Raw genomic sequence first — 18,869 nt, forward strand, 5'->3', positions numbered from 1 at the left:
ACGGCGTCCAGCGCAAAATATTCCCCAGTAACAATTGTTGAGTGGGGAACATTCATGCGAATCGACAAACTGACAACCAAATTTCAAGAAGCGCTGGCCGACGCCCAATCGTTGGCCCTGGGCAATGACAACGCCTATATCGACCCGGTCCATGTGCTGGCAGCCATGCTGCGCCAGCCCGATGGCCCCAAATCGCTGCTGGCGCGCGCAGGCGCCAATGCCACGGCGATGAGCACGGCGGCAGAACACGCGATCAAGCGCCTGCCGCAGGTGCAAGGCCAGGACCAGGTGACGGTGGGGCCCGATCTGCAGCGCATGCTGCAGGCCACCGAGAAGGAAGCCATCAAGCGCGGCGACCAGTTCTATGCCAGCGAGCTGTTCTTGCTCGCCCTCACCGATGACAAAGGTGAGGCCGGCCGTATCGTCAAAGAGGGTGGCCTCAGCCGCAAGGCGCTGGAGGCGGCGATTGACGCCGTGCGCGGCGGCCAATCCATGGACAGCGCTGACGGCGAAAGCCAGCGCGAAGCCTTGAAGAAATACACGCTGGACCTGACCGAGCGCGCCAAGCTGGGCAAGCTCGACCCGGTCATTGGCCGCGATGACGAGATCCGCCGCACCATCCAGGTGCTGCAGCGCCGCAGCAAGAACAACCCTGTGCTGATCGGTGAGCCTGGCGTGGGCAAGACAGCCATCGTCGAAGGCCTGGCCCAGCGTATCGTCGCAGGCGAAGTGCCCGACACCTTGCGCGACAAGAAAGTGCTGGTGCTGGATATGGCCGGCCTGCTCGCTGGTGCCAAGTACCGGGGAGACTTTGAAGAGCGCCTCAAATCCGTGCTCAAGGAAGTGGCGCAGGAAGAGGGCCGGGTGATCCTCTTCATTGACGAAATCCACACCATGGTCGGCGCTGGCAAGGCCGATGGCGCGATGGATGCGGGCAATATGCTCAAGCCCGCGCTGTCGCGCGGCGAGCTGCACTGCATTGGCGCGACCACCTTGGACGAGTACCGCAAGTACATCGAAAAGGATGCGGCGCTGGAGCGGCGCTTCCAGAAGGTGCTGGTCAACGAGCCCTCGGTGGAAGACACCATTGCGATCCTGCGCGGCCTGCAGGAAAAGTACGAAGCCCACCATGGCGTGGACATCACCGACCCGGCGATTGTGGCTGCGGCCGAGCTGTCGGCGCGCTATATCACCGACCGCTTCCTGCCTGACAAGGCCATCGACCTGATCGACGAGGCGGCTGCCAAGATCAAGATTGAGATCGACTCTAAGCCCGAGGTGATGGACAAGCTTGAGCGCCGCATGATCCAGCTCAAGATCGAGCGCGAGGCGATGAAGAAGGAAAAGGACGAGGCCTCGCAAAAGCGCCTGTCGCTGATCGAAGAGGACCTGTCCAAGATCGAGCGTGAATACGCCGACATGGAAGAGATCTGGAAGGCCGAGAAGGCCGACGCGATGGGCTCGGAGCAGCTGCGCAAGGAGCTCGACCAGGTGCGCTTCCAGATCCAGGAAGCCACGCGCAGCGGTGACTTCAACAAGGTCGCCGAGTTGCAGTACGGCAAGCTGCCCGCCCTGGAGAAGCAGCTGGCCGAAGTGCAGGCCGACGAGAAAAGCGAAGGGGCCAAGGACAAGGGCCACAAACTGCTGCGCACGCAAGTGGGCGCCGAAGAGATTGCCGAGGTGGTCAGCCGCGCCACGGGCATTCCGGTCTCCAAGATGATGCAGGGCGAGCGTGACAAGCTCTTGCGCATGGAAGACAAGCTCCACGAGCGTGTGGTCGGCCAGGATGAGGCGATCTCTGCGGTGTCCAACGCCATCCGCCGCTCGCGCTCGGGCCTGTCCGATCCGAACCGGCCCACCGGCTCCTTCCTGTTCCTGGGCCCCACGGGCGTGGGCAAGACCGAGCTGTGCAAGGCGCTGGCGGGCTTTTTGTTTGACAGCGAAGACCACCTGATCCGCATCGACATGAGCGAGTTCATGGAGAAGCACTCGGTCTCGCGCCTCATTGGTGCGCCTCCAGGCTACGTGGGCTATGACGAGGGCGGTTACCTGACCGAGGCCGTGCGCCGCAAGCCCTACAGCGTGATCTTGCTCGACGAGGTGGAAAAAGCCCACCCCGATGTGTTCAACATCCTGCTGCAGGTGCTCGACGACGGTCGCCTGACCGATGGCCAGGGGCGCACGGTGGACTTCAAGAACACTGTGATCGTGATGACCAGCAATATCGGCTCGCAACTGATCCAGGCGATGGTCGGCGAATCGTATGAGGATGTAAAAGACGCGGTCTGGGGGGAACTGAAAAACCATTTCCGGCCCGAATTCCTCAACCGCATCGATGAAACCGTGGTGTTCCACGCTCTGGATGCCCAGCACATCGAGTCGATTGCACGCATTCAGCTGCACCAGCTCGAAAACCGCTTGGCGAAGATGGACCTGCACCTGCAGGTGTCCGATGCGGCCATGGCCGAGCTGGCCAAGGTGGGCTTTGATCCCGTGTTTGGTGCGCGGCCGCTCAAGCGGGCGATCCAGCAGCGCATCGAGAACCCGCTGTCGCGTCTGCTGCTCGAAGGCGTCTACCCGCCCAAGAGCCGTATCCCGGTGACAGTGGATCCGGTGCAGGCACCGGGCGAGTTCCATTTTGGCAAGGCCGAGGTGCAGTAATGCACGCAGCGGTGGGTGGTGCATAACCATGCATGGCCCACCATCTTTACGCTGCGATATGCTTGTTGACAGTGCAAGGGGCTTGAAAAAGCCTGCCATCGGCATAACATGGGTAACAAGCGCTGTCATACAGCGATGAAAGGAAGTGCGTTGAACGAGTTGTTGGCAACTGTGGTGAGCTGGACTTTGCGAATTGCGATGGTGCTGGCTGGTCTGGTGTTTTTTGTCAGCCTGATGGTGGTGGCCGCAATCGCTGCCATGCTCTGGGCTGTGCGCCTGCTCTGGGCCAAAGTCACCGGCAAACCTGTGGCGCCTTTTGCGTTCAAGATGAACCCCGCGTCGGGCTGGACCACGGTCTACCGCAGCACGGCGCGCTGGTCTGCCAACAAGGGCGCACGCGCTGCTGAATCGGCCGCCAGCCCCTCGGGCATGCGTGCTTCCGTGATTGATGTGACGGATGTGGAGCCTCGTGAAATCCGTTCACAACACTGACTGACCTGATGCAGGCTGCGGCCTGCCTTGTGTACAAAGCCCGGTTGTGCCTGATGCAGACCGGGTTTTTTTATGGGGCCATGCTATGGATGTGAGCGAGTTGCACAGCCGTTTTGAGGCCATGCGCGCGGCCAGCCGCGCGCAGGCCGATACGCCGCTGCTGCTGCGGCGCGAGCGCTTGCTGCGGCTGCAAAAGCTGCTGCAGGACAACGAGGCGCGGCTGTGCGCCAGCGTGCAGGCCGATTTTGGCCAGCGCTCGGCGCGGGTGACGACCTTGACGGAATTGCTGCCGCTGCACAGCCAGCTGCGCCAGGCGCTGGGCGCTCTGCGGCGCTGGGCAGCGCCCCGGCCTGAGGCCACGCCCTGGCATTTGTGGCCTGCGCGCGCCTGGGTGCAGGCGATGCCGTTGGGCGTCATCGGGGTGATCGCTCCCTGGAACTATCCCCTGTTGCTGTCCTTGGGGCCGCTGGTCAGCGCGCTGGCTGCGGGCAACCGTGTGATCATCAAACCCAGCGAGTACACCCCGCAGACTATGGCGCTGCTCGCCCAGCTGCTGCCCAGCTATTTCGCAGATGACGAGGTGGCGCTGCTGGCGGGAGACGCCGGCGCTTCGGCCGAGCTGGCGGCTTTGCCGCTGGACCACCTGCTGTTCACCGGCTCGGCCGCCACTGGCCGCAAGGTGGCGCTGGCCGCTGCCAACCAGCTGGTGCCCACCACCTTGGAGCTGGGCGGCAAATCGCCCTGCCTGCTGGAGCAAAGCTGCGATATCCAGGACGCGGCCAGCAAGATTGCCCATGCCAAGCTGCTCAATGCGGGCCAGACCTGCATTGCGCCCGACTATGTGCTGCTGCCACGCAGCAGCGCTGCCGCCTTTGTCGAGGCCTATACCCAGGCCGTGCAACGCATGTACCCACAGCTGCAGGGCAACCCCGATTACACCTCGGTCATCCATGCCGCCCATGCCAGCCGGCTGCTGGGCATGCTGGCCCAGGCCGAGCAGGCCGGCGCCCAGGTGATTCGGCTGCAAGGCGGCGGCGCGGAGGTCTCCCAAAGCCGTATCGGTGATGGCATCAGCCGCCAGCTGGTGCCGGCGCTGGTGCTGGGCGTGGGCGCGCAGATGCAGCTGATGCAAGAGGAAATCTTTGGCCCGGTGCTGCCGGTGCTGCAGTACGACGACCGCGAGGAGGCGATTGCGGCCATCAACCACGGCGAGATACCGCTGGCGCTGTACTGGTTTGGCCAGGACCGCCGCCAGGGCCGCGATGTGGCGCAGCGCGTGCGGGCTGCTGGCATGTGCATGAATGACTGCCTGCTGCAGTTTGCCCATGGGGCCCTGCCGTTTGGTGGCTGGGGCAAGAGCGGATGGGGCGCACTGCATGGCTACCATGGATTCATGCGCTTTTCTCATGCCAAGCCTGTGCTGCGTCAAGGCAGCTGGTCGGGTGCGGCCTGGCTCTATCCGCCTTATGGCCGGCGCTTTGATGGGCTGATGCGGTGGTTGGCTCGCAGCTTCATGCGCTAAGACCTTGATTTATAAGCAGGGGTGTACTTCGGGTAAACGCCTAGCGCAAATGCAGTCATTTGCAAACCCCTGCACAAATTGACCTACAAGCCTATTGTGGGGCTACCCAAATGATGTCAGGAGTGAGACAATGGCGGGCTTTCGCGCACCATACTCTCTAGCGCGCTGTTCACGCGCTGACTCTTCCATATGCCCTTAAAAAAGCCTTCAACAGTGCCTTGTTGCCTGCTGATGCTGCGTGAGCCATGGTGTGTTGCAGGTGGGTGGATGTTGAGCCTCAGGGTGCTCCATCCCCACTTGACACCCGGCCGGGCGTGATGGTCGCAGTGTACGACGAGATATACGTGCTTTTTGGTTAATTCATTGATTTTTGTTTTCGGTTATCCATGTCTGAAACTATCCAGGTTCGTCCCGCAACTCTCCGTGATGCCAAAGCCATTGCCCAAATCCATGCCGCCGCTTCGGTGGAGAGCTATCGCGGTGTTTTGCCCGATGACCAACTGAAGTCCATCTCTTCCGTCGAAAAGCGCCAGGCTTACTGGCGCGAAGCCATCGAATACTGTGAGCCGCAGGTGCAAGTGGCCGTTGAAAACGACAAGATCGTCGGTTTCATCGGTTTTGACCGCTCGCGCGATGCCAAGACCCGCCCCACGACCGGTGAGATCTGGGCGATCTATGCTGCGCCTACCCACTGGGACCAGGGCGTAGGCGTGGCGCTGTGGGATGCCGCGCGTGATGGCCTGTCCGAAGAAGGCTGCACCTCGGTGACCGCCTGGGTGCCGCTGCGCAATGAGCGCGCACTGCGTTTCCACGAGTCTGCCGGTTTCAAGCGCGAGATGTCGACCGCCAAGACGGCGACGGTGGGTGCCATCAAGATCGAAGAAGTGCGCATGCAGCGCTCCTTGATGAACCGCTGATCCTTGCTGGCCGGGCATGCACCGGCCCTGCGTTGGCAGGGCGGGGCAGCCTTGCTCTCAAGAGGCCGTCTTGGACGGCCTCTTTGTTTTTCCCCCTTGGCAGCTGGCGCCTTGCCGCTCTGCCCCAGAAAGCATTTGTATGACCACTGCCCAGCCAGAGAGTTTTCCCACCATCCACTGGGAGGAAGGCGGCGAGCCCCGCAGCGCCCGCTGGCGCTGCGAGCGCGGCACTGGGCCTACTGCCCGTGTGGTGCTGGCCGATGACACCATGCCCGCCGATGTGGCCTACCGCCTGGCCTGCGAGGGCTCGGCGCTCTTGTGGCGCGGTGACTTTCAAAATGCCCGCATGCTGCTGCAGTCGCTGGCCCGCCGTCTGGACAAGACCGGCGAGCGCAAGGCCAAGAAAAAGCCTGCCGCAGCCAGTGCCACCGGCATGCCCACCCCCCAAGTGGCTTTGCCCTTCCACCAGCAGCGCCACCTGCAGGCGCAGCGCGCCCGTGTGCTATCGATGGTGCTGATCGAGCTGGACCCGCAGTATGCAATCAGCCTGCGTCGCGCGCCGCAGGTGCAGGCCGCTTGTGTGGATGCCTGGGGCGAGCCCGCAGGCGACCTGCCCCAGGTGGTGTCCCTGCGCGAGCTGCAGGCCCTGGTGGGCGCGCATGAGTGGCGCAAAAAAGGCGTGGAAATTCCCGCGCTGGCCAAGCTTGCGCCCAAGGCCTATGACCGCATCCACCCGCACTACGGCGTGTTCTCGCCAGTGCGCGGCGAGTATGTCGACCTGATTGCCCAGGCACCGTTGCCCACCGCGCTGGCCAAGCAGTCGTTGGCCTATGACATCGGCACCGGTACCGGCGTGATCGCAGCGGTGCTGGCGCGCCGCGGCATCCAGAAGGTGCTGGCCACCGATACCGACCCGCGTGCCCTGGCCTGTGCCAAGGAGAACCTGCAGCGCCTGGGCGTGGACCAGCGCGTGGAGCTGGCGCAGACCGATCTGTTCCCGGAGGGCAAGGCCGCGCTGGTGGTCTGCAACCCGCCCTGGGTGCCGGCCAAGCCCAGCGCGCCCGTGGAGCGCGCCGTGTATGACGAAGGCAGCCGCATGCTGCGCGGCTTTCTGGCCGGGGTGCCCGCCCACCTGGTGCCCGGTGGCGAGGCCTGGCTGATCCTGTCCGACTTTGCCGAGCACCTGGGACTGCGCAGCCGCGAGGAGCTGCTCAGCTGGATCGCCGAGGCCGGCTTGCAGGTGGTGGGCAAGAACCAGATCCGCCCGCGCCACGCCAAGGCCCAGGATGCGGCCAACCCGCTGCACCAGGCCCGCGCGGCCGAGATGACCACGCTGTGGCGCCTGCAGGTGGCCTGGTGATCGGCCCGATGGTCTGAACGGGGCCCACATGCGCTTGTTGCTCGCGCCCATGGAGGGCCTGCTCGATTTTGTGCTGCGCGATGTGCTCACCAGCATTGGCGGCGCCGACCGCTGCGTCTCGGAGTTCATCCGCATCACCGGCAGCTTGCTGCCCGACAAGGTCTACCTGCGCACCATGCCGGAGTTGCGCAACGGTAGCTGCACGGCAGCTGGCACCCCGGTGCGCGCCCAGCTGCTGGGCAGTGATGCCGCCAGCATGGCGGCCAATGCGGTGCAGCTGGCGGCGCTGTCGCCCGAGGGGATCGATTTGAACTTTGGCTGCCCGGCCAAGGTGGTCAACCGCCATGGCGGCGGCGCCGCCTTGCTGCAGGACCCGGTCGCCATCCATGCGGTGGTCAGCGCGGTGCGCGGTGCCGTGCCCGCCGCCATGCCGGTGTCGGCCAAGATGCGCCTGGGCTTCAACGACCGGGCATTGATGCTGGACTGCGCGTTGGCGATGCAGGAGGCAGGCGCCTGCGAGCTGGTCGTGCATGGCCGCACCAAGCTCGATGGCTACCGCCCGCCTGCCTACTGGGACCAGATTGCGCGGATTCGCGAGGCAGTCAGCATCCCCGTCGTGGCCAATGGCGAGATCTGGACCGTGGAGGATGCCTTGCGCTGCCAGGCCGAATCCGGATGCCAGGATCTGATGCTCGGCCGCGGCATTGTGGCCGATCCGGGCCTGGCCTGGCGCATCCGCAAAGCGGTGGCCGAGCGTGATGGCCTGCCGCTGCCCGCCGGCATGCGCGATGTGCAATGGCCGGATCTGGTGCCCGCCTTGCTGCGCTTTTGGCAGCTGGTCTGCGAGGACCTGGAGCCGCGCCAGCGCGCTGGCCGCTTGAAGCAGTGGCTGAACCTCATGCGCCGGGCCTTCCCCGAGGCCGAGGACGCCTACCAGCATGTGCGGGTGATGACCGACCAGGCAGCGATCACCCTGTGGCTGGACGAGCTCCAGCAGCAAACGCTGGTGGGCGTGACCGCTTAAAACCGCGCTTAAAGCAGAGAGTCGGGCGTAAAGGGGCTGATGATCTTGAGCATCAGCCGCAGCGGCAAGCTGGCATCGGGCTCGGTGGTCTGGTCCTTGAGCCGCGTGTTCTGCGGCGCCTGCCACAGCAGCTTGCCGTCTTTGAGCACCACATGCCAGGCGGCGCTCTCCAGCCCCTTCTCGATCATGCCGGCAGCCTGCCCCGAGAGCTTGCGGCTGCGCACCAGCACGGCGATTTCGGTATTTTGCAGCTTGGAGCGCTGGTCCAGGTTCATCGACCCCACCACCAGCAACTGGCCATCGAGCACCAGCACCTTGCTGTGCAGCATCACACGCCGCCCTTCGCGAAAACTGTTCTGGCCGCTGCCCAGGCCAAAGGCGGCGCGCAGATCGCTCTCGTCGCTGACCAGCTCATACAGCTCCACGCCATCGCGCAACAGGTTCTCGCGGTGGCGGGCGTAGCCGATATGGGCAATGGGCGCGTCGTTGGACGACAGCGAGTTGGTCAGAATGCGCACGCGCACCCCGCGCTGCACGGCATCCTTGAACGCCTGGCGCATCGATTCGCCGGGGACAAAGTAAGGCGAGACGATCAGCAAATCCTTTTTGGCATAACCTAGCAGCTGCACAAGGCCGTCCACCACCGAATCGGCACTGGGGCTGTGGCCAGGGTTGCGGGTTTCAGCCAGCGCTCGCAGCTGCGCCAGGCGCTTGTTGTCCAGCACGCCGGGCGCGGCGCTCAGCGCGTTGGTCTGGCCGTCGGAATCGACCGCCGGTATCTTGCTGGGCGCATCGGCCATCACCACCGAATGGGCCCAGACCAGCGGGACGGTCTGGAGGTCCACTGGCTGCATGTCCCAGGCGCGCTCGCGCTGCTCGTCGGAGATGGCGCCGCCCGGGCGGGGCTCGCCATCGGGCGGCGAGGGCAGCGCGCCGCCGCTGCTGGCGCTGCGGGCAGCGGGCTCGGATGCCGCATTCGTCGTATCGTCATCGCCCCCTTTGCCGGGGCGGGCCTGGTAGGCCTGCTGCATATCTTCCAAGGTCTTTTTGCTGATCAGCGACTGCACCGGATAGGCGCGCTCGTTGTTCCAGTAGCTGTCAAAGCTGCTCGACAAGTCCTGCACCGCGGGTCCCATGACGAGCACATCGGTGTCCAGGAAGTTGGAGCTCTCGTCGTTGTCGAAATAGGCATCACCCAGGTTGCGCCCGCCCATGATGCCCATCACATTGTCGGCCAAAAACAGCTTGTTGTGCATGCGCTGCTGCGCGCGCTGGAAATCGGTGGCCGCGTTCCACATGCGGCTGATCGGCGAGTCGCGGTCACCGGGCAGCGGGTTGAACATGCGCATCTCGATATTGGGCTCAAAGGCCAGGCGCATCACCTGGGCGTTGCGCCCGGTGCCATGGAAGTCGTCGAGCAGCACGCGCACGCGCACGCCCCGGCGCGCGGCATTCACGACGCTTTCGAGCAGGCGCGCGGTGCTGGCATCGGCATGGATGGCGTAGTACTGCACATCCAGCGTGTGCTTGGCGCCTTGCACCAGCGCCAGGCGTGCGCCGTAAGCGGCTTGCGCACCGGCCAGTATCTCGAAGCCCGACACCCCGGGGCCCGCCTTGCTCTCGGCCTTTTGGCGCTGCTGGCTGATCTGCACCAGCGGGCTGCTGGCCGCTGGCGGCTGGGCCGATGAGACCGGCCTGTCGACCTGGGTGGGCAGCTTGCTGGCGCAGCCGGCGAGCAGCACGGCCGCACACACCATCACCAGCCCGCGCCGCAGCTTGGGCCAGGATGTTGTCTCAGGGGGGCGTAATGGAGACAGGGCAGAGGTTGGCAAAGCAGTCGGCATGGCGGCAGGTTCAATCAGTGGGCTGGCGCTATTGTGCGTGAGCGCAAGCCCTTGCGGTGGCCGCGTGGCTGCTTTGGCGGTGCTGTCGTACAGCCAGATGCTGCTCCTGCGTCGTGGCGCAGCAACGCTGCAGCAAGCGGGGTGGCTGCTCAACAGGGTTTGTGCCTGGGCCGTTGCTGCAGGCCTGCCGCTAGGATTGCTGAAAACATTCGAAGATATTGCATCGATAGCCAATAGGAGGCCTGCTTATGCTGCGATCACTGCGCTTTTCCACACTGGTGCTGCTGCTGGCGGCCATGGCCATGCCGCCCGAGAACGCCTGGGCCGCGCGCAAGAAAAAGACCGAGGCCACGCAGGCGGCCAAGAAGCCGGCCAGAGTCAAGGTCAAACGCCAGCGCAGCAGTGCCGAAACCCTGGCCGAGCGCGACCGCCGGCTGCTGCGCGAATGCAAGGGGCTGCCCAATGCGGGCGCCTGCCTGGGCTACGCCAAGAGCCCCTAACACCACCCTTGATACGTCGTTACCTGGCCGGCCGCACCAAGCCTTGTCGTACGCCTGCACTGCCTGCGGCTTGGCGCCTCGTCTCAACCGCAAACCTTCGGTTTGCTGGGTCGTGTGAGAGGCTCTAATGCGCTTGAATCAGAAAGCCCCATGGCCCTGGATCCGGGCGAGCACGCGCAGGTCGGCGCCCAAGGGCTCGATCGAGCGAATATCCAAGGCGGGCGCCTGATCTAGCTTTTGCAGCGCCATGCCGGCAAACGCGGGCAGGCCCTGGCCGAGCAGCTTGGGCGCCAGGTAGAGCAGGCACTCGTCGACGAGGCCTGCCTGCAGCAGCGCGCCATTCAAGATGCCGCCCGCTTCGACATGCAGCTCGTTGACTTCCCGTTGGCCCAGGTCTTGCATCAGGGCGGCCAGGTCGATGCGGTGGGCAGGGCCTGCGGCGTGTGGAGGCGGTAGGCGCACGATGGTGGCGCCCACGGCTTGCAGCGCCGCCTGGCGCGCGCTGTCTTCGCTGTGGGTGTAGACCAGCACTTCGCGCTCTGCGGCAAAAATGCGGGCCTGCGGGGGGGTGCGCAGCTGGCTGTCCAGCACCACCAGGCGCGGTTGCCGAGGCGTCTGCACATAGCGCACATCCAGCGCCGGATCATCGGCCAGCACGGTGCCCACGCCCGTCAGGATGGCGCAGGCCCTGGCGCGCCAGTGGTGGCCATCGGCCCGGGCTGCTTCGCCGGTGATCCACTGGCTGCTGCCATCGGGCAAGGCGGTGGCGCCATCGAGCGACATGGCGGCCTTGAGCCGCACCCAGGGTTGCTTGCGCACCATGCGGCTGAAAAAGCCGATGTTGAGTTCGCGCGAAGCCTCGCCGCCGTCCTCGGGCGCGCAGACCACGACCTCCACCCCCGCTGCGCGCAGACGCGCAAAACCCATGCCCGCGACCAGCGGGTTCGGATCGGTGATGGCGCCCACCACTTTGGCAATGCCGGCGGCGGCCAGCGCATCGCAGCAAGGCCCCGTGCGGCCCTGGTGTGCACAGGGCTCCAGGGTGACATAGGCGGTCGCGCCTGCGGTGCTGTGGCCGCGGGCGGCCGCATCGCGCAAGGCCATTATTTCTGCGTGCGGCCCACCCGCGCGCTGGGTGTGGCCCTGGCCGATCACCTGGCCGTCTGCGGCGACCAGCACGCACCCTACGCGGGGATTGGGGGAGGTAATGAACAGGGCGCTGGCAGCCAGTTCCAGCGCGGTTTGCAGGTGTGGATCAGTCATGGAGCTTGGTCGCAATAGGGCTGGTACGGAGGGGCAGGGCATGGAGGGTCAGCCCTGCTCGATGATTATCGGCGCAACACCGCGCCGGCTCTGCATTGGCACTGCTGTCAGCCCCAGCGCATTTAATTTTTAAATCGAAAAAAGACTTTACGCCGCCGTGTAAAGCGTAAATAATCAATCACATGAATTCAATAGTTTTAATTAATTTATTGAAGCATCAACGCGGGCGCCGGCACAGCGGGTTGACCGCGGTCGAGCTGATGGTAGTGGTCAGCGTGCTGGCCATTATCGCGAGCCTGGCCGTGCCCAGTGCGAGCGGGCTGCTGCAGCGCTGGCGCGTGCGGCAGTCGCTCGAGGCCATGCATTCTGCGGTATTTCTGGCGCGCTCCGAAGCCATCAAGCGCAGTGGCCTTGTGGCCTTGCAGAGGATTGCCGGCAGCGGGCATTGCCGGGCACAAGCCACCAGCAGTGACTGGAGCTGCGGATGGCAGGTCTGTGTGCATGCGCTGGGCCAGCAGCAGTGCGCCGACGATGCACCAATAGTGCAGCGCTTTGAAACGCCGCCGGGCCTGCAGGTGCAGCGCAACAGCCTGGGTGAAGGTATCCGCTTTGACCGCTGGGGCATGCCGGTGGCCGGTTTTGCCTTTGCGCTGCTCCCCGAGGGAAAAACGCTGGAGCACCCAGCCACCAAGGGCCTGTGCACCAGCCGGGGTGGGCGTGTGCGAGTTGTGGACGGCCCCACTTGCAGCCCCAGGATCTAGGCGATGCCCATCTTCGTGCCCACCCACCCGCAGGCCTCATTCTCACGTGGCATCAGCTTGCTGGAGTCACTGGTGGCCATGGTGGTGCTGGTGTTGGGCGTGTTGGCGATGCTGGCCATGCAGCTGCGCACGCTCGCCGATGTGCAGACCAGCACCCGGCGTGTGCAGGCCATTCGTTTGATCGAAGATCTGGGCGAGCGCATACGCGCCAACCCCCATGCCTGGGACCAGTTGGAGCACTATCTGAGCGATTGGCAGCATGCAGCGGCAGCGCCGCCCAGGTCCTGCAGTGCGCAGGCTTGCAGCGCCGCCGAGCTGGCCCAGCATGAGTTGGCGCAATGGCGCCTGCAGGTGGCGCGCAGTTTGCCACTGGGGCAGTCCCGGATTTTTCTGGCGCCCGGCGAAGCGGTGGGCGCCAACCGGCGCCAGCTGGGCGTGATGGTCCGCTGGCGTGACAGTACGCATGCCCCCTTGGGTGCCTCCGATCCGGCGCTGTACTGGGACTTGGTCGATGCCACCCGCCGAGTGGGCGAGGGAGGGGGCGCAGATGCAGTGGAGGAACGCGGCGGCGAGGTAGTCTGCCAGGATGGCGATGGCGGTCTGCGCTACAGCTGCCACCTGCAGTACCTGGCCTTGAACGCACGCTGCACGGCAGAGCGCATGGGCAGCGCCGTGCACTACCACTGCGGAGGGACTTGATATGCTGGACCAGCGTCATTCCGCATGGGCCTTCGATCTGATCGGCACGCGGCGCCGCGCCATGGATCGCGGACAGCATGGCTTTAGCCTGGTCGAGCTGATGGTGGGCCTGGCGCTGGGCCTGCTGGTGGTGGCCGCGGCCAGCGTCGCCTTGCTGACTTCGCGCAGCCTGGCAGGCACCGTGAGCGAAGCCAGCCATCTGCAGCAGCAGGCCAGTTATGCCTTGCGCGTCATCGGCCAGCAATTGCGCCCATCGGGCAGCCTGTACCTGAACCTGCAGCTGCCCGCAGGTGCGGACCCCACGCTCAGCGCCGCGTTGACGCCAGCAGCTTTTGAGACGGCAGCCCCGGCGGTTGGCAGCGCCCGCGGCTATGCGCCGCGCGCCGATGCCTTGCGGGGCAGCGATAGCAGCCTGGCGGCCGGCTTGCGGCGCTACAAGCAGCCTGTCTTTGCCCAGGCCGGCCTGGCTGCGCAAGCGCGCAACTGCCTGGGCGGGCCTGTGGACGCCAGCCCCGATCTGCGGCTGGAATCGCGCTTTAGCCTGCGTGGTCAGGTGCTGCGCTGTGGTGGCAACGATACCGCTGCATCGCCGCAGCCCTTGGTGGACAACGTCGCGGCCTTTCGCCTGCGTTATTTGCGCATGCAGGCGGCGGGCGCGGCGCAGCCGCAGCTGCAGTACGTCAATGCGCAGCAGGCAAGCGGCGATTGGTCGCAGGTTGTTGCGGTCGAGGTCTGCCTGGTGCTATTTGGCCGCCAAGCTGGCCCACTGCCTGCCGGCAGCGGCTACACCGGTTGCGACGGTGAATGGGTGGAGCTGGCCGACCTGCCCGGCGCGCGCCAAGGGCGCATGCACCGCAGCTTTCGCAACCTGTTCCAGCTGCGCAGCCAGGGCAGCCTATGACAAGGCCCCGCCACGCTCGCTATTGCCATGGCCGTCACCGCGCCCGGGGCGCAGCCTTGCTGACGGTGCTGGTCTTTGGCATGTTGTCGATGCTGCTGGTCCTGTGGTCGGCGCGCACGGCCTGGTATGGCGAGTTGGTGGCCGGCAACGATGCCGATTACCAGCGGGCGTTCGAGGCGGCAGAGGCCTTGCTGCTTGATGCCGAACTGGATATCCGTGGCGAACGGGCCGATGGCCGGCCCTGTGCCTATGGCGGCCTGCCCCAGGGTGCCTCGGCCCAGGTGTGCCGCAGCGGCGGCACCACCCGTGTGCCGTTGGAGAACGCCGACGTGCCGGTGTTTTTGGCCCAGCTCAGCGCCCAGCCGCAGCGCTGCATCGACGCGCTCTGTGCCAAGCGGGTCGGCCGCCAGGATATCTGGAATGCGCCGGCAGCGGGCACAGCAGTCCGTCGCGCGGGCGAGCAGGACCTGTTTGCGCTGATGCGGGCCGGCACCGGCGCGCGCTATGGCCAGTACACCGGCGCGCAGCTGGGCGATGCAGACCACCCGGCCCATCCCATCCTGGCGGACAGGAGCGCGCCCGACACCGGCGGCTGGTACTGGATCGAAGTCATCCCCTATACCGACAGCAAGCCCGGGCTCATCAGCAATGCGCCGGCCCACCAGCTGGAACTTGCCGGGCTGACGCCGCATGTGGTCTACCGCATCACCGCGGCGGCCTTTGGCAGAAAGCCGGACACCTTGGTGGTGCTGGAGCAAAGCTACGCACGTCCCAGGCGCAAAGATTGAGAGGCAGATATGGATGGCACCAGAGCAAGCATCGTTGCACACCGCAAACCCCCAAGCCAGCGGCAGGCCGCACTGGTCAGCCTGGCGCTGCTGCCCGCTGCTGCCTGGCCCTTGGAGCTGGCTACCGCGCCTGCCGGTGGTGCCAGCGTCTTTGTTGCGCCCAATATCATTGTCTCCATCGATGACTCGGCTGCGATGCAGCGCCGCATGGGCAGCGCCGAGCCTGGAGTCGCCAGCATCACGGCGCCGGGTGGCGACGGCCGCTGGGATGCGCGGGCGCAGCGCATCGCCGTGCTGCGCCATGCCCTCAAGGAGGTGCTGGGCGATGGACAGCAACTGCCCGATGGCACCATCCGCCTGGCCTGGCAGGCGATGTGGAACCATGGCGCTGCGCCTGGTGGCGGGCCCGGTGGCATGGTGCAGGGCCAGCGGCGCAGGCCCGGGGCCAGCACGGTCAACAGCCCGCGTTTGGCCACCAATGGCATGCAGGCGCTGCAGGGCCGCCATCGTCAGCATTTTCTGGCCTTTGCCGATTCGCTCCGCACCGGCCACCGCAGTGACCTGCACCACCTGCTCGGCCAGGCCGATGCCTACCTGCGCCGGCCGCTCGGCCCGCAAGGGCCCTGGGCCAGCCAACCGGGCGCTGTCACTGCGGCCAGCAGCACCTACCTGGGCTGCCGCCGCAACTACCACATTGTGCTGGCGGGCAGCCGCTGGGCTGGCCCGGCCAGCGGCGGTGCGCAAGACGACCACACCCGCGCCAGAACCTTGCCCGACGGCCAGGTCTACGGCAGTGGCAGCGCCGCGCAAAGGGCTGCCACCCAGCTCTACAGCGATGCGGTTCCAAGCACCTTGGCGGACTGGGCGTTTCGCAGCTGGGCCGACCCTTTGCAGCGGGCAGGCCTGAGCGGCAGTCTGGCGCCTGACGCCGGTTACCGCCAGGCACCGCCCCGGGAGCGTTTTGGGGATGGAAGCGGCCGGAATGCCGTGCTGGAGCGCTACTGGAACCCGCGCTACAACCCCGCCAGCTGGCCCCATCTGCAGACCTACACGGTCGGCATTGGCCTGGATGCCAGCACCTGGCCGGGTGCGCAGCAGATTCTGGCGCCCACGCAGCAACTGCCATTGGGCTATGACGGCAGCTTTGCCGCGCTGGCCAGCGGCGACGTCCGCTGGCCCGATATGCAGGCGCAGGGCGAGGGCGTGCGTGCGCTGGATTTGTGGCATGCGGCGCTCAATGGGCGGGGCCGCTTTTATGCCGCAACGCATGGGCAGGATGTGGCCCATGCGTTGCGCAGTATTTTCAGCGAGATACAGGCCCAGCAGGCAGGCGGTGCGGCCGGCAAAGGTGCGGCCGGCCCAGGCGCAGTCACGGCCAGCACTGGTGCCGCCAGCGCCAGCCAGGCGATTGCCCAGGATGCCTTGCTGTTCAGCGCCAGCTATGACCCGGGCCGGGCCTGGTCCGGCGCCATCCAGGCCCAGGCCATGGGCAGCAATGGCCGCTTGCAGCCGGCGCTCGGCTGGCGTGGGCAGACAACGGCTGACAAGCTCGATGCCATCGCCTGGCAGCAGCGCCTGGTGCTGACTTGGGGCGATGTGCAGCAGCGCGGCGTGCCTTTTCGCTGGGCGGCAGATGACATCTACTTGAGTGCGGCGCACAAGCAGGCCCTGCAAGGCCCTGCCGATAGCGCGCAAGGCCAGGCCAGCGGCGAGCAGCGCCTCCACTACCTGCGTGGAGAGCGCCGCCATGAAGTGCAGCATGGCGGTAACCTGCGCAACCGGCATTCGCGCCAAGGCGATATCGTGCATTCGCAGATCTGGTACCTGGGCAAGCCTTCGGCCCGCTACCACGAGGCGAGCTATCTGGACTTTGTGCTGCGCCACCAAAACCGCCTGCCCATGCTCTATGTCGGCGGCAATGACGGCATGCTGCACGGCTTCTCGGCCCATACGGGCGAGGAAAAAATAGCCTATGTGCCCCGGGGCGTGATCCCCAGCCTGCAGGGCTTGACCAGCCCGGCCTACGATGGCCAGCACCGCTATTTTGTCGATGGCTCGCCGCTGGCGGGTGACGCCAACCTGGGCAGCGCCAGCAGCCCGCGCTGGCGCAGCTTGCTGGCCGGCACCCTGGGCGCCGGGGGCAAGGGCTATTTTGTGCTTGATGTCACTGAACCGGAGACGGCCTTTGCCGAGGGGCAGGCGGCAGAGTTGGTGCTGATGGACCGCAGCTGGAATGCGACGGAATCTGCGCCGCGCTGCGATGCGGAGACGGGCGCCGCGCTGCAGGCTTGCACACAGCTGGCCGAGGCCTTTGCCGATATCGGCCATATCACCGCCAGCCCGTCCCGCGATGACATCGACCCGCAGCGCACAACGCAGATCGCACAACTGAACAATGGCCGCTGGGCGCTGGTGCTGGGCAATGGCTACAACAGCGCCAATGGCCGCCCGGTGCTGTTGATCCAGTACCTCGATGGCGGGCGTGAGCTGCTGCGCTTGGTGGCGACGGGCAATGCATCGGCGCAGGCCTGCAGGCAGCAAACGCCGCCCCAGGCGCATTGCAGCCAGCTGGAGGACAACGGCTTGTCTGCCCCGCGCCTGGTCGACATCAATGGCGACGGCCGCCCCGATGTGGTCTATGCCGGTGACAACCAGGGCAATCTCTGGAAGTTTCTGATCAGCTCGGACGATGACACGCAATGGGGTGTGGCGCAGTGGGGTGCACTGGCGGCAACGACCAGCAACCATGGCACTGCCGGCGTGCCACTCTACCAAGCCCGGGGCGGCGCGCGCAGCGCGCCTGGCCAGCGCACATGGCGCCAACCCATCAGCACGGCGCCCTTGGTGCGCAGCAATGACCGTCTGCGCACGCTGCAGCAGGCGGGCGGCCAGCGCCAGGTGCCTGTCGGTGGCTTGGTGGTCGCCTTTGGCACCGGCCGCAATGCCAGCCGCCAGGATCCGCAAGACGACCGCGTGCAGAGCCTCTATGCGGTGCTCGATACCACCCGCTACAAGCGCGTGGGCGAGCGCGGCGAGCGGGTGGCGGTCTGCGCGTCGGCGGCCGATGCGGATTGCCAGTCGGCGCTGGGCAGCGATGCCGATCTGCCCGGGCCAGTGGCGCACAGCCAGCTGCTGCAGCGCCGTATCCACCCCAATCCTGTTCAGGCCCGCAGCAGCGACCGCCGCATGTTCTGGCGCACCGACGAAAGCGAAGGCGCCGATGCGCTGGATTGGAACCGCCACCGGGGCTGGTTTATGGATTTGCCCGAGGCAGGCGAGCGCCTGCTGCAGCCGCTGCGCTTTTACAGCGGCAGCAACCTGCTGGCGGTGATCAGCGAAGTGCCGGCGCATGCCAGCCATGGCGCCCAGGGCGAACCCGGCGATGAGCGTTGCGAGCCCGGGCCAGGCACAGCGCAACGTCAGTTTTTCAGCCTGCTCAATAGCATCGATGGCCTGCGGCCGCGCCTGCAGCTGCTCGATACCGATGGCGATGGGCTCTTTGATCCGCAGGCCGATGGCCAGGCCTCGCGCATGTCACTGGGCGCGGGCGCGCATTCGATGCTCCGCGTGCGCGATGACGTGGGCCAGCAGCGCATCCGCATCGATGGCGAATCGCTGCGCGACCTGCCCGAAGTGCCAATACGGCCCACCTGGCGCCAAGCGCGATGAAAGGGGGAACCATGCGAAAACACCTTTTTACGGCGCGCGCAGGTTGGACCTTGGTGGAGCTGATGGTGGTGCTGGCCATCATCGGCATCCTGAGTGCGGTGGCCTGGCCCAGCTACAGCGAATATTTGCGCCGGGGCCACCGCACTGAGGCCCGCACGGGGCTTTTTCAGGCCGCGCAATGGCTGGAGCGTGCCGCGACGGCCAACGGCGTCTATCCGCTGGAGCTGCCCACCCAGCTTAGCTGGCAGGACCTGCCCGACAAGCGCTACACCATCGGCTTTGCCCAAGGCAACAGTGCTGCGCGCTATACCCTGGTGGCCACGCGCCGGCCCGGGGCGCAGCAGCAGGACCGCTGCGGCAACTACACGCTGACCCAGGACGGCCGGCAAGGCAATCTGCAGCTGGCGCAGGGCAGCAGCACGGCCGATTGCTGGCGCTGATCTGCAGCGCAGGTCACCGCATGCTGCG

At 66.0% G+C, this 18,869-nt stretch carries 15 protein-coding genes; 13 read left to right on the plus strand and 2 right to left on the minus strand.

The annotated features are described in order from the left end of the window. Positions 1–54: 54 nt before the first annotated feature. The 6 genes from clpB to N4T19_RS21975 all read left to right on the plus strand — a co-directional run bounded on the left by clpB (position 55) and on the right by N4T19_RS21975 (position 7,976). Positions 55–2,661 carry an ATP-dependent chaperone ClpB gene (gene clpB, locus N4T19_RS21950; RefSeq protein WP_116924789.1) on the plus strand — a complete coding sequence of 869 codons (2,607 nt, stop codon included), beginning with the start codon at positions 55–57 and terminating at the stop codon, positions 2,659–2,661. Between the two features lie 150 nt (positions 2,662–2,811). Further along, positions 2,812–3,153 carry a hypothetical protein gene (locus N4T19_RS21955; RefSeq protein WP_182345145.1) on the plus strand — a complete coding sequence of 114 codons (342 nt, stop codon included), beginning with the start codon at positions 2,812–2,814 and terminating at the stop codon, positions 3,151–3,153. 46 nt (positions 3,154–3,199) lie between these two features. Continuing rightward, on the plus strand, positions 3,200–4,675 hold the full coding sequence (locus N4T19_RS21960; protein WP_260719002.1) for an aldehyde dehydrogenase family protein: 1,476 nt from the start codon (positions 3,200–3,202) through the stop codon (positions 4,673–4,675). 386 nt (positions 4,676–5,061) lie between these two features. After that, positions 5,062–5,592: a GNAT family N-acetyltransferase gene (locus tag N4T19_RS21965; protein WP_021025922.1), complete on the plus strand. Its 531-nt coding sequence runs from the start codon at positions 5,062–5,064 to the stop codon at positions 5,590–5,592. A gap of 139 nt (positions 5,593–5,731) precedes the next feature. Further along, the gene (locus N4T19_RS21970; RefSeq protein WP_182345147.1) at positions 5,732–6,952 is read left to right on the plus strand and encodes a methyltransferase; all 1,221 of its coding nucleotides are present in this window, start codon (positions 5,732–5,734) and stop codon (positions 6,950–6,952) included. 28 nt (positions 6,953–6,980) lie between these two features. After that, complete coding sequence (locus N4T19_RS21975) at positions 6,981–7,976, plus strand: tRNA dihydrouridine synthase (RefSeq protein WP_260719003.1); 996 nt, start codon at positions 6,981–6,983, stop codon at positions 7,974–7,976. Between the two features lie 8 nt (positions 7,977–7,984). Here the strand turns inward: N4T19_RS21975 and N4T19_RS21980 are convergent, their stop codons facing one another. Further along, positions 7,985–9,820: a phospholipase D-like domain-containing protein gene (locus tag N4T19_RS21980; RefSeq protein WP_260719004.1), complete on the minus strand. Its 1,836-nt coding sequence runs from the start codon at positions 9,818–9,820 to the stop codon at positions 7,985–7,987. A gap of 248 nt (positions 9,821–10,068) precedes the next feature. Between N4T19_RS21980 and N4T19_RS21985 the strand changes: the two genes are divergently transcribed. Next, on the plus strand, positions 10,069–10,320 hold the full coding sequence (locus tag N4T19_RS21985; protein WP_182345150.1) for a hypothetical protein: 252 nt from the start codon (positions 10,069–10,071) through the stop codon (positions 10,318–10,320). Positions 10,321–10,458: 138 nt separating this feature from the next. On the opposite strand, the gene ribD is transcribed toward N4T19_RS21985, so the two are convergent. Continuing rightward, positions 10,459–11,583 carry a bifunctional diaminohydroxyphosphoribosylaminopyrimidine deaminase/5-amino-6-(5-phosphoribosylamino)uracil reductase RibD gene (gene ribD, locus N4T19_RS21990; RefSeq protein ID WP_260719005.1) on the minus strand — a complete coding sequence of 375 codons (1,125 nt, stop codon included), beginning with the start codon at positions 11,581–11,583 and terminating at the stop codon, positions 10,459–10,461. Positions 11,584–11,765: 182 nt separating this feature from the next. On the opposite strand from ribD, the gene N4T19_RS21995 reads away from it, so the two are divergent. From N4T19_RS21995 to N4T19_RS22020, 6 genes are read left to right on the plus strand one after another with little or no spacing between them, the layout of a single operon-like run. Next, positions 11,766–12,344 carry a GspH/FimT family pseudopilin gene (locus N4T19_RS21995; RefSeq protein WP_260719006.1) on the plus strand — a complete coding sequence of 193 codons (579 nt, stop codon included), beginning with the start codon at positions 11,766–11,768 and terminating at the stop codon, positions 12,342–12,344. A gap of 3 nt (positions 12,345–12,347) precedes the next feature. After that, the gene (gene pilV / locus N4T19_RS22000) at positions 12,348–13,043 is read left to right on the plus strand and encodes a type IV pilus modification protein PilV (RefSeq protein ID WP_260719007.1); all 696 of its coding nucleotides are present in this window, start codon (positions 12,348–12,350) and stop codon (positions 13,041–13,043) included. A gap of 1 nt (position 13,044) precedes the next feature. Next, on the plus strand, positions 13,045–13,944 hold the full coding sequence (locus N4T19_RS22005; RefSeq protein WP_260719008.1) for a PilW family protein: 900 nt from the start codon (positions 13,045–13,047) through the stop codon (positions 13,942–13,944). Beyond that, on the plus strand, positions 13,941–14,732 hold the full coding sequence (locus tag N4T19_RS22010) for a pilus assembly PilX family protein (protein WP_260719009.1): 792 nt from the start codon (positions 13,941–13,943) through the stop codon (positions 14,730–14,732). The genes N4T19_RS22005 and N4T19_RS22010 overlap by 4 nt, the downstream gene beginning before the upstream one ends. A gap of 9 nt (positions 14,733–14,741) precedes the next feature. Beyond that, the gene (locus N4T19_RS22015) at positions 14,742–18,401 is read left to right on the plus strand and encodes a pilus assembly protein (RefSeq protein WP_260719010.1); all 3,660 of its coding nucleotides are present in this window, start codon (positions 14,742–14,744) and stop codon (positions 18,399–18,401) included. A gap of 11 nt (positions 18,402–18,412) precedes the next feature. Next, the gene (locus N4T19_RS22020; protein ID WP_182345153.1) at positions 18,413–18,841 is read left to right on the plus strand and encodes a type IV pilin protein; all 429 of its coding nucleotides are present in this window, start codon (positions 18,413–18,415) and stop codon (positions 18,839–18,841) included. The last annotated feature ends 28 nt before the right edge of the window (positions 18,842–18,869 follow it).

The organism is Comamonas squillarum, from assembly GCF_025309455.1.
GTDB lineage: Bacteria > Pseudomonadota > Gammaproteobacteria > Burkholderiales > Burkholderiaceae_C > Comamonas > Comamonas squillarum.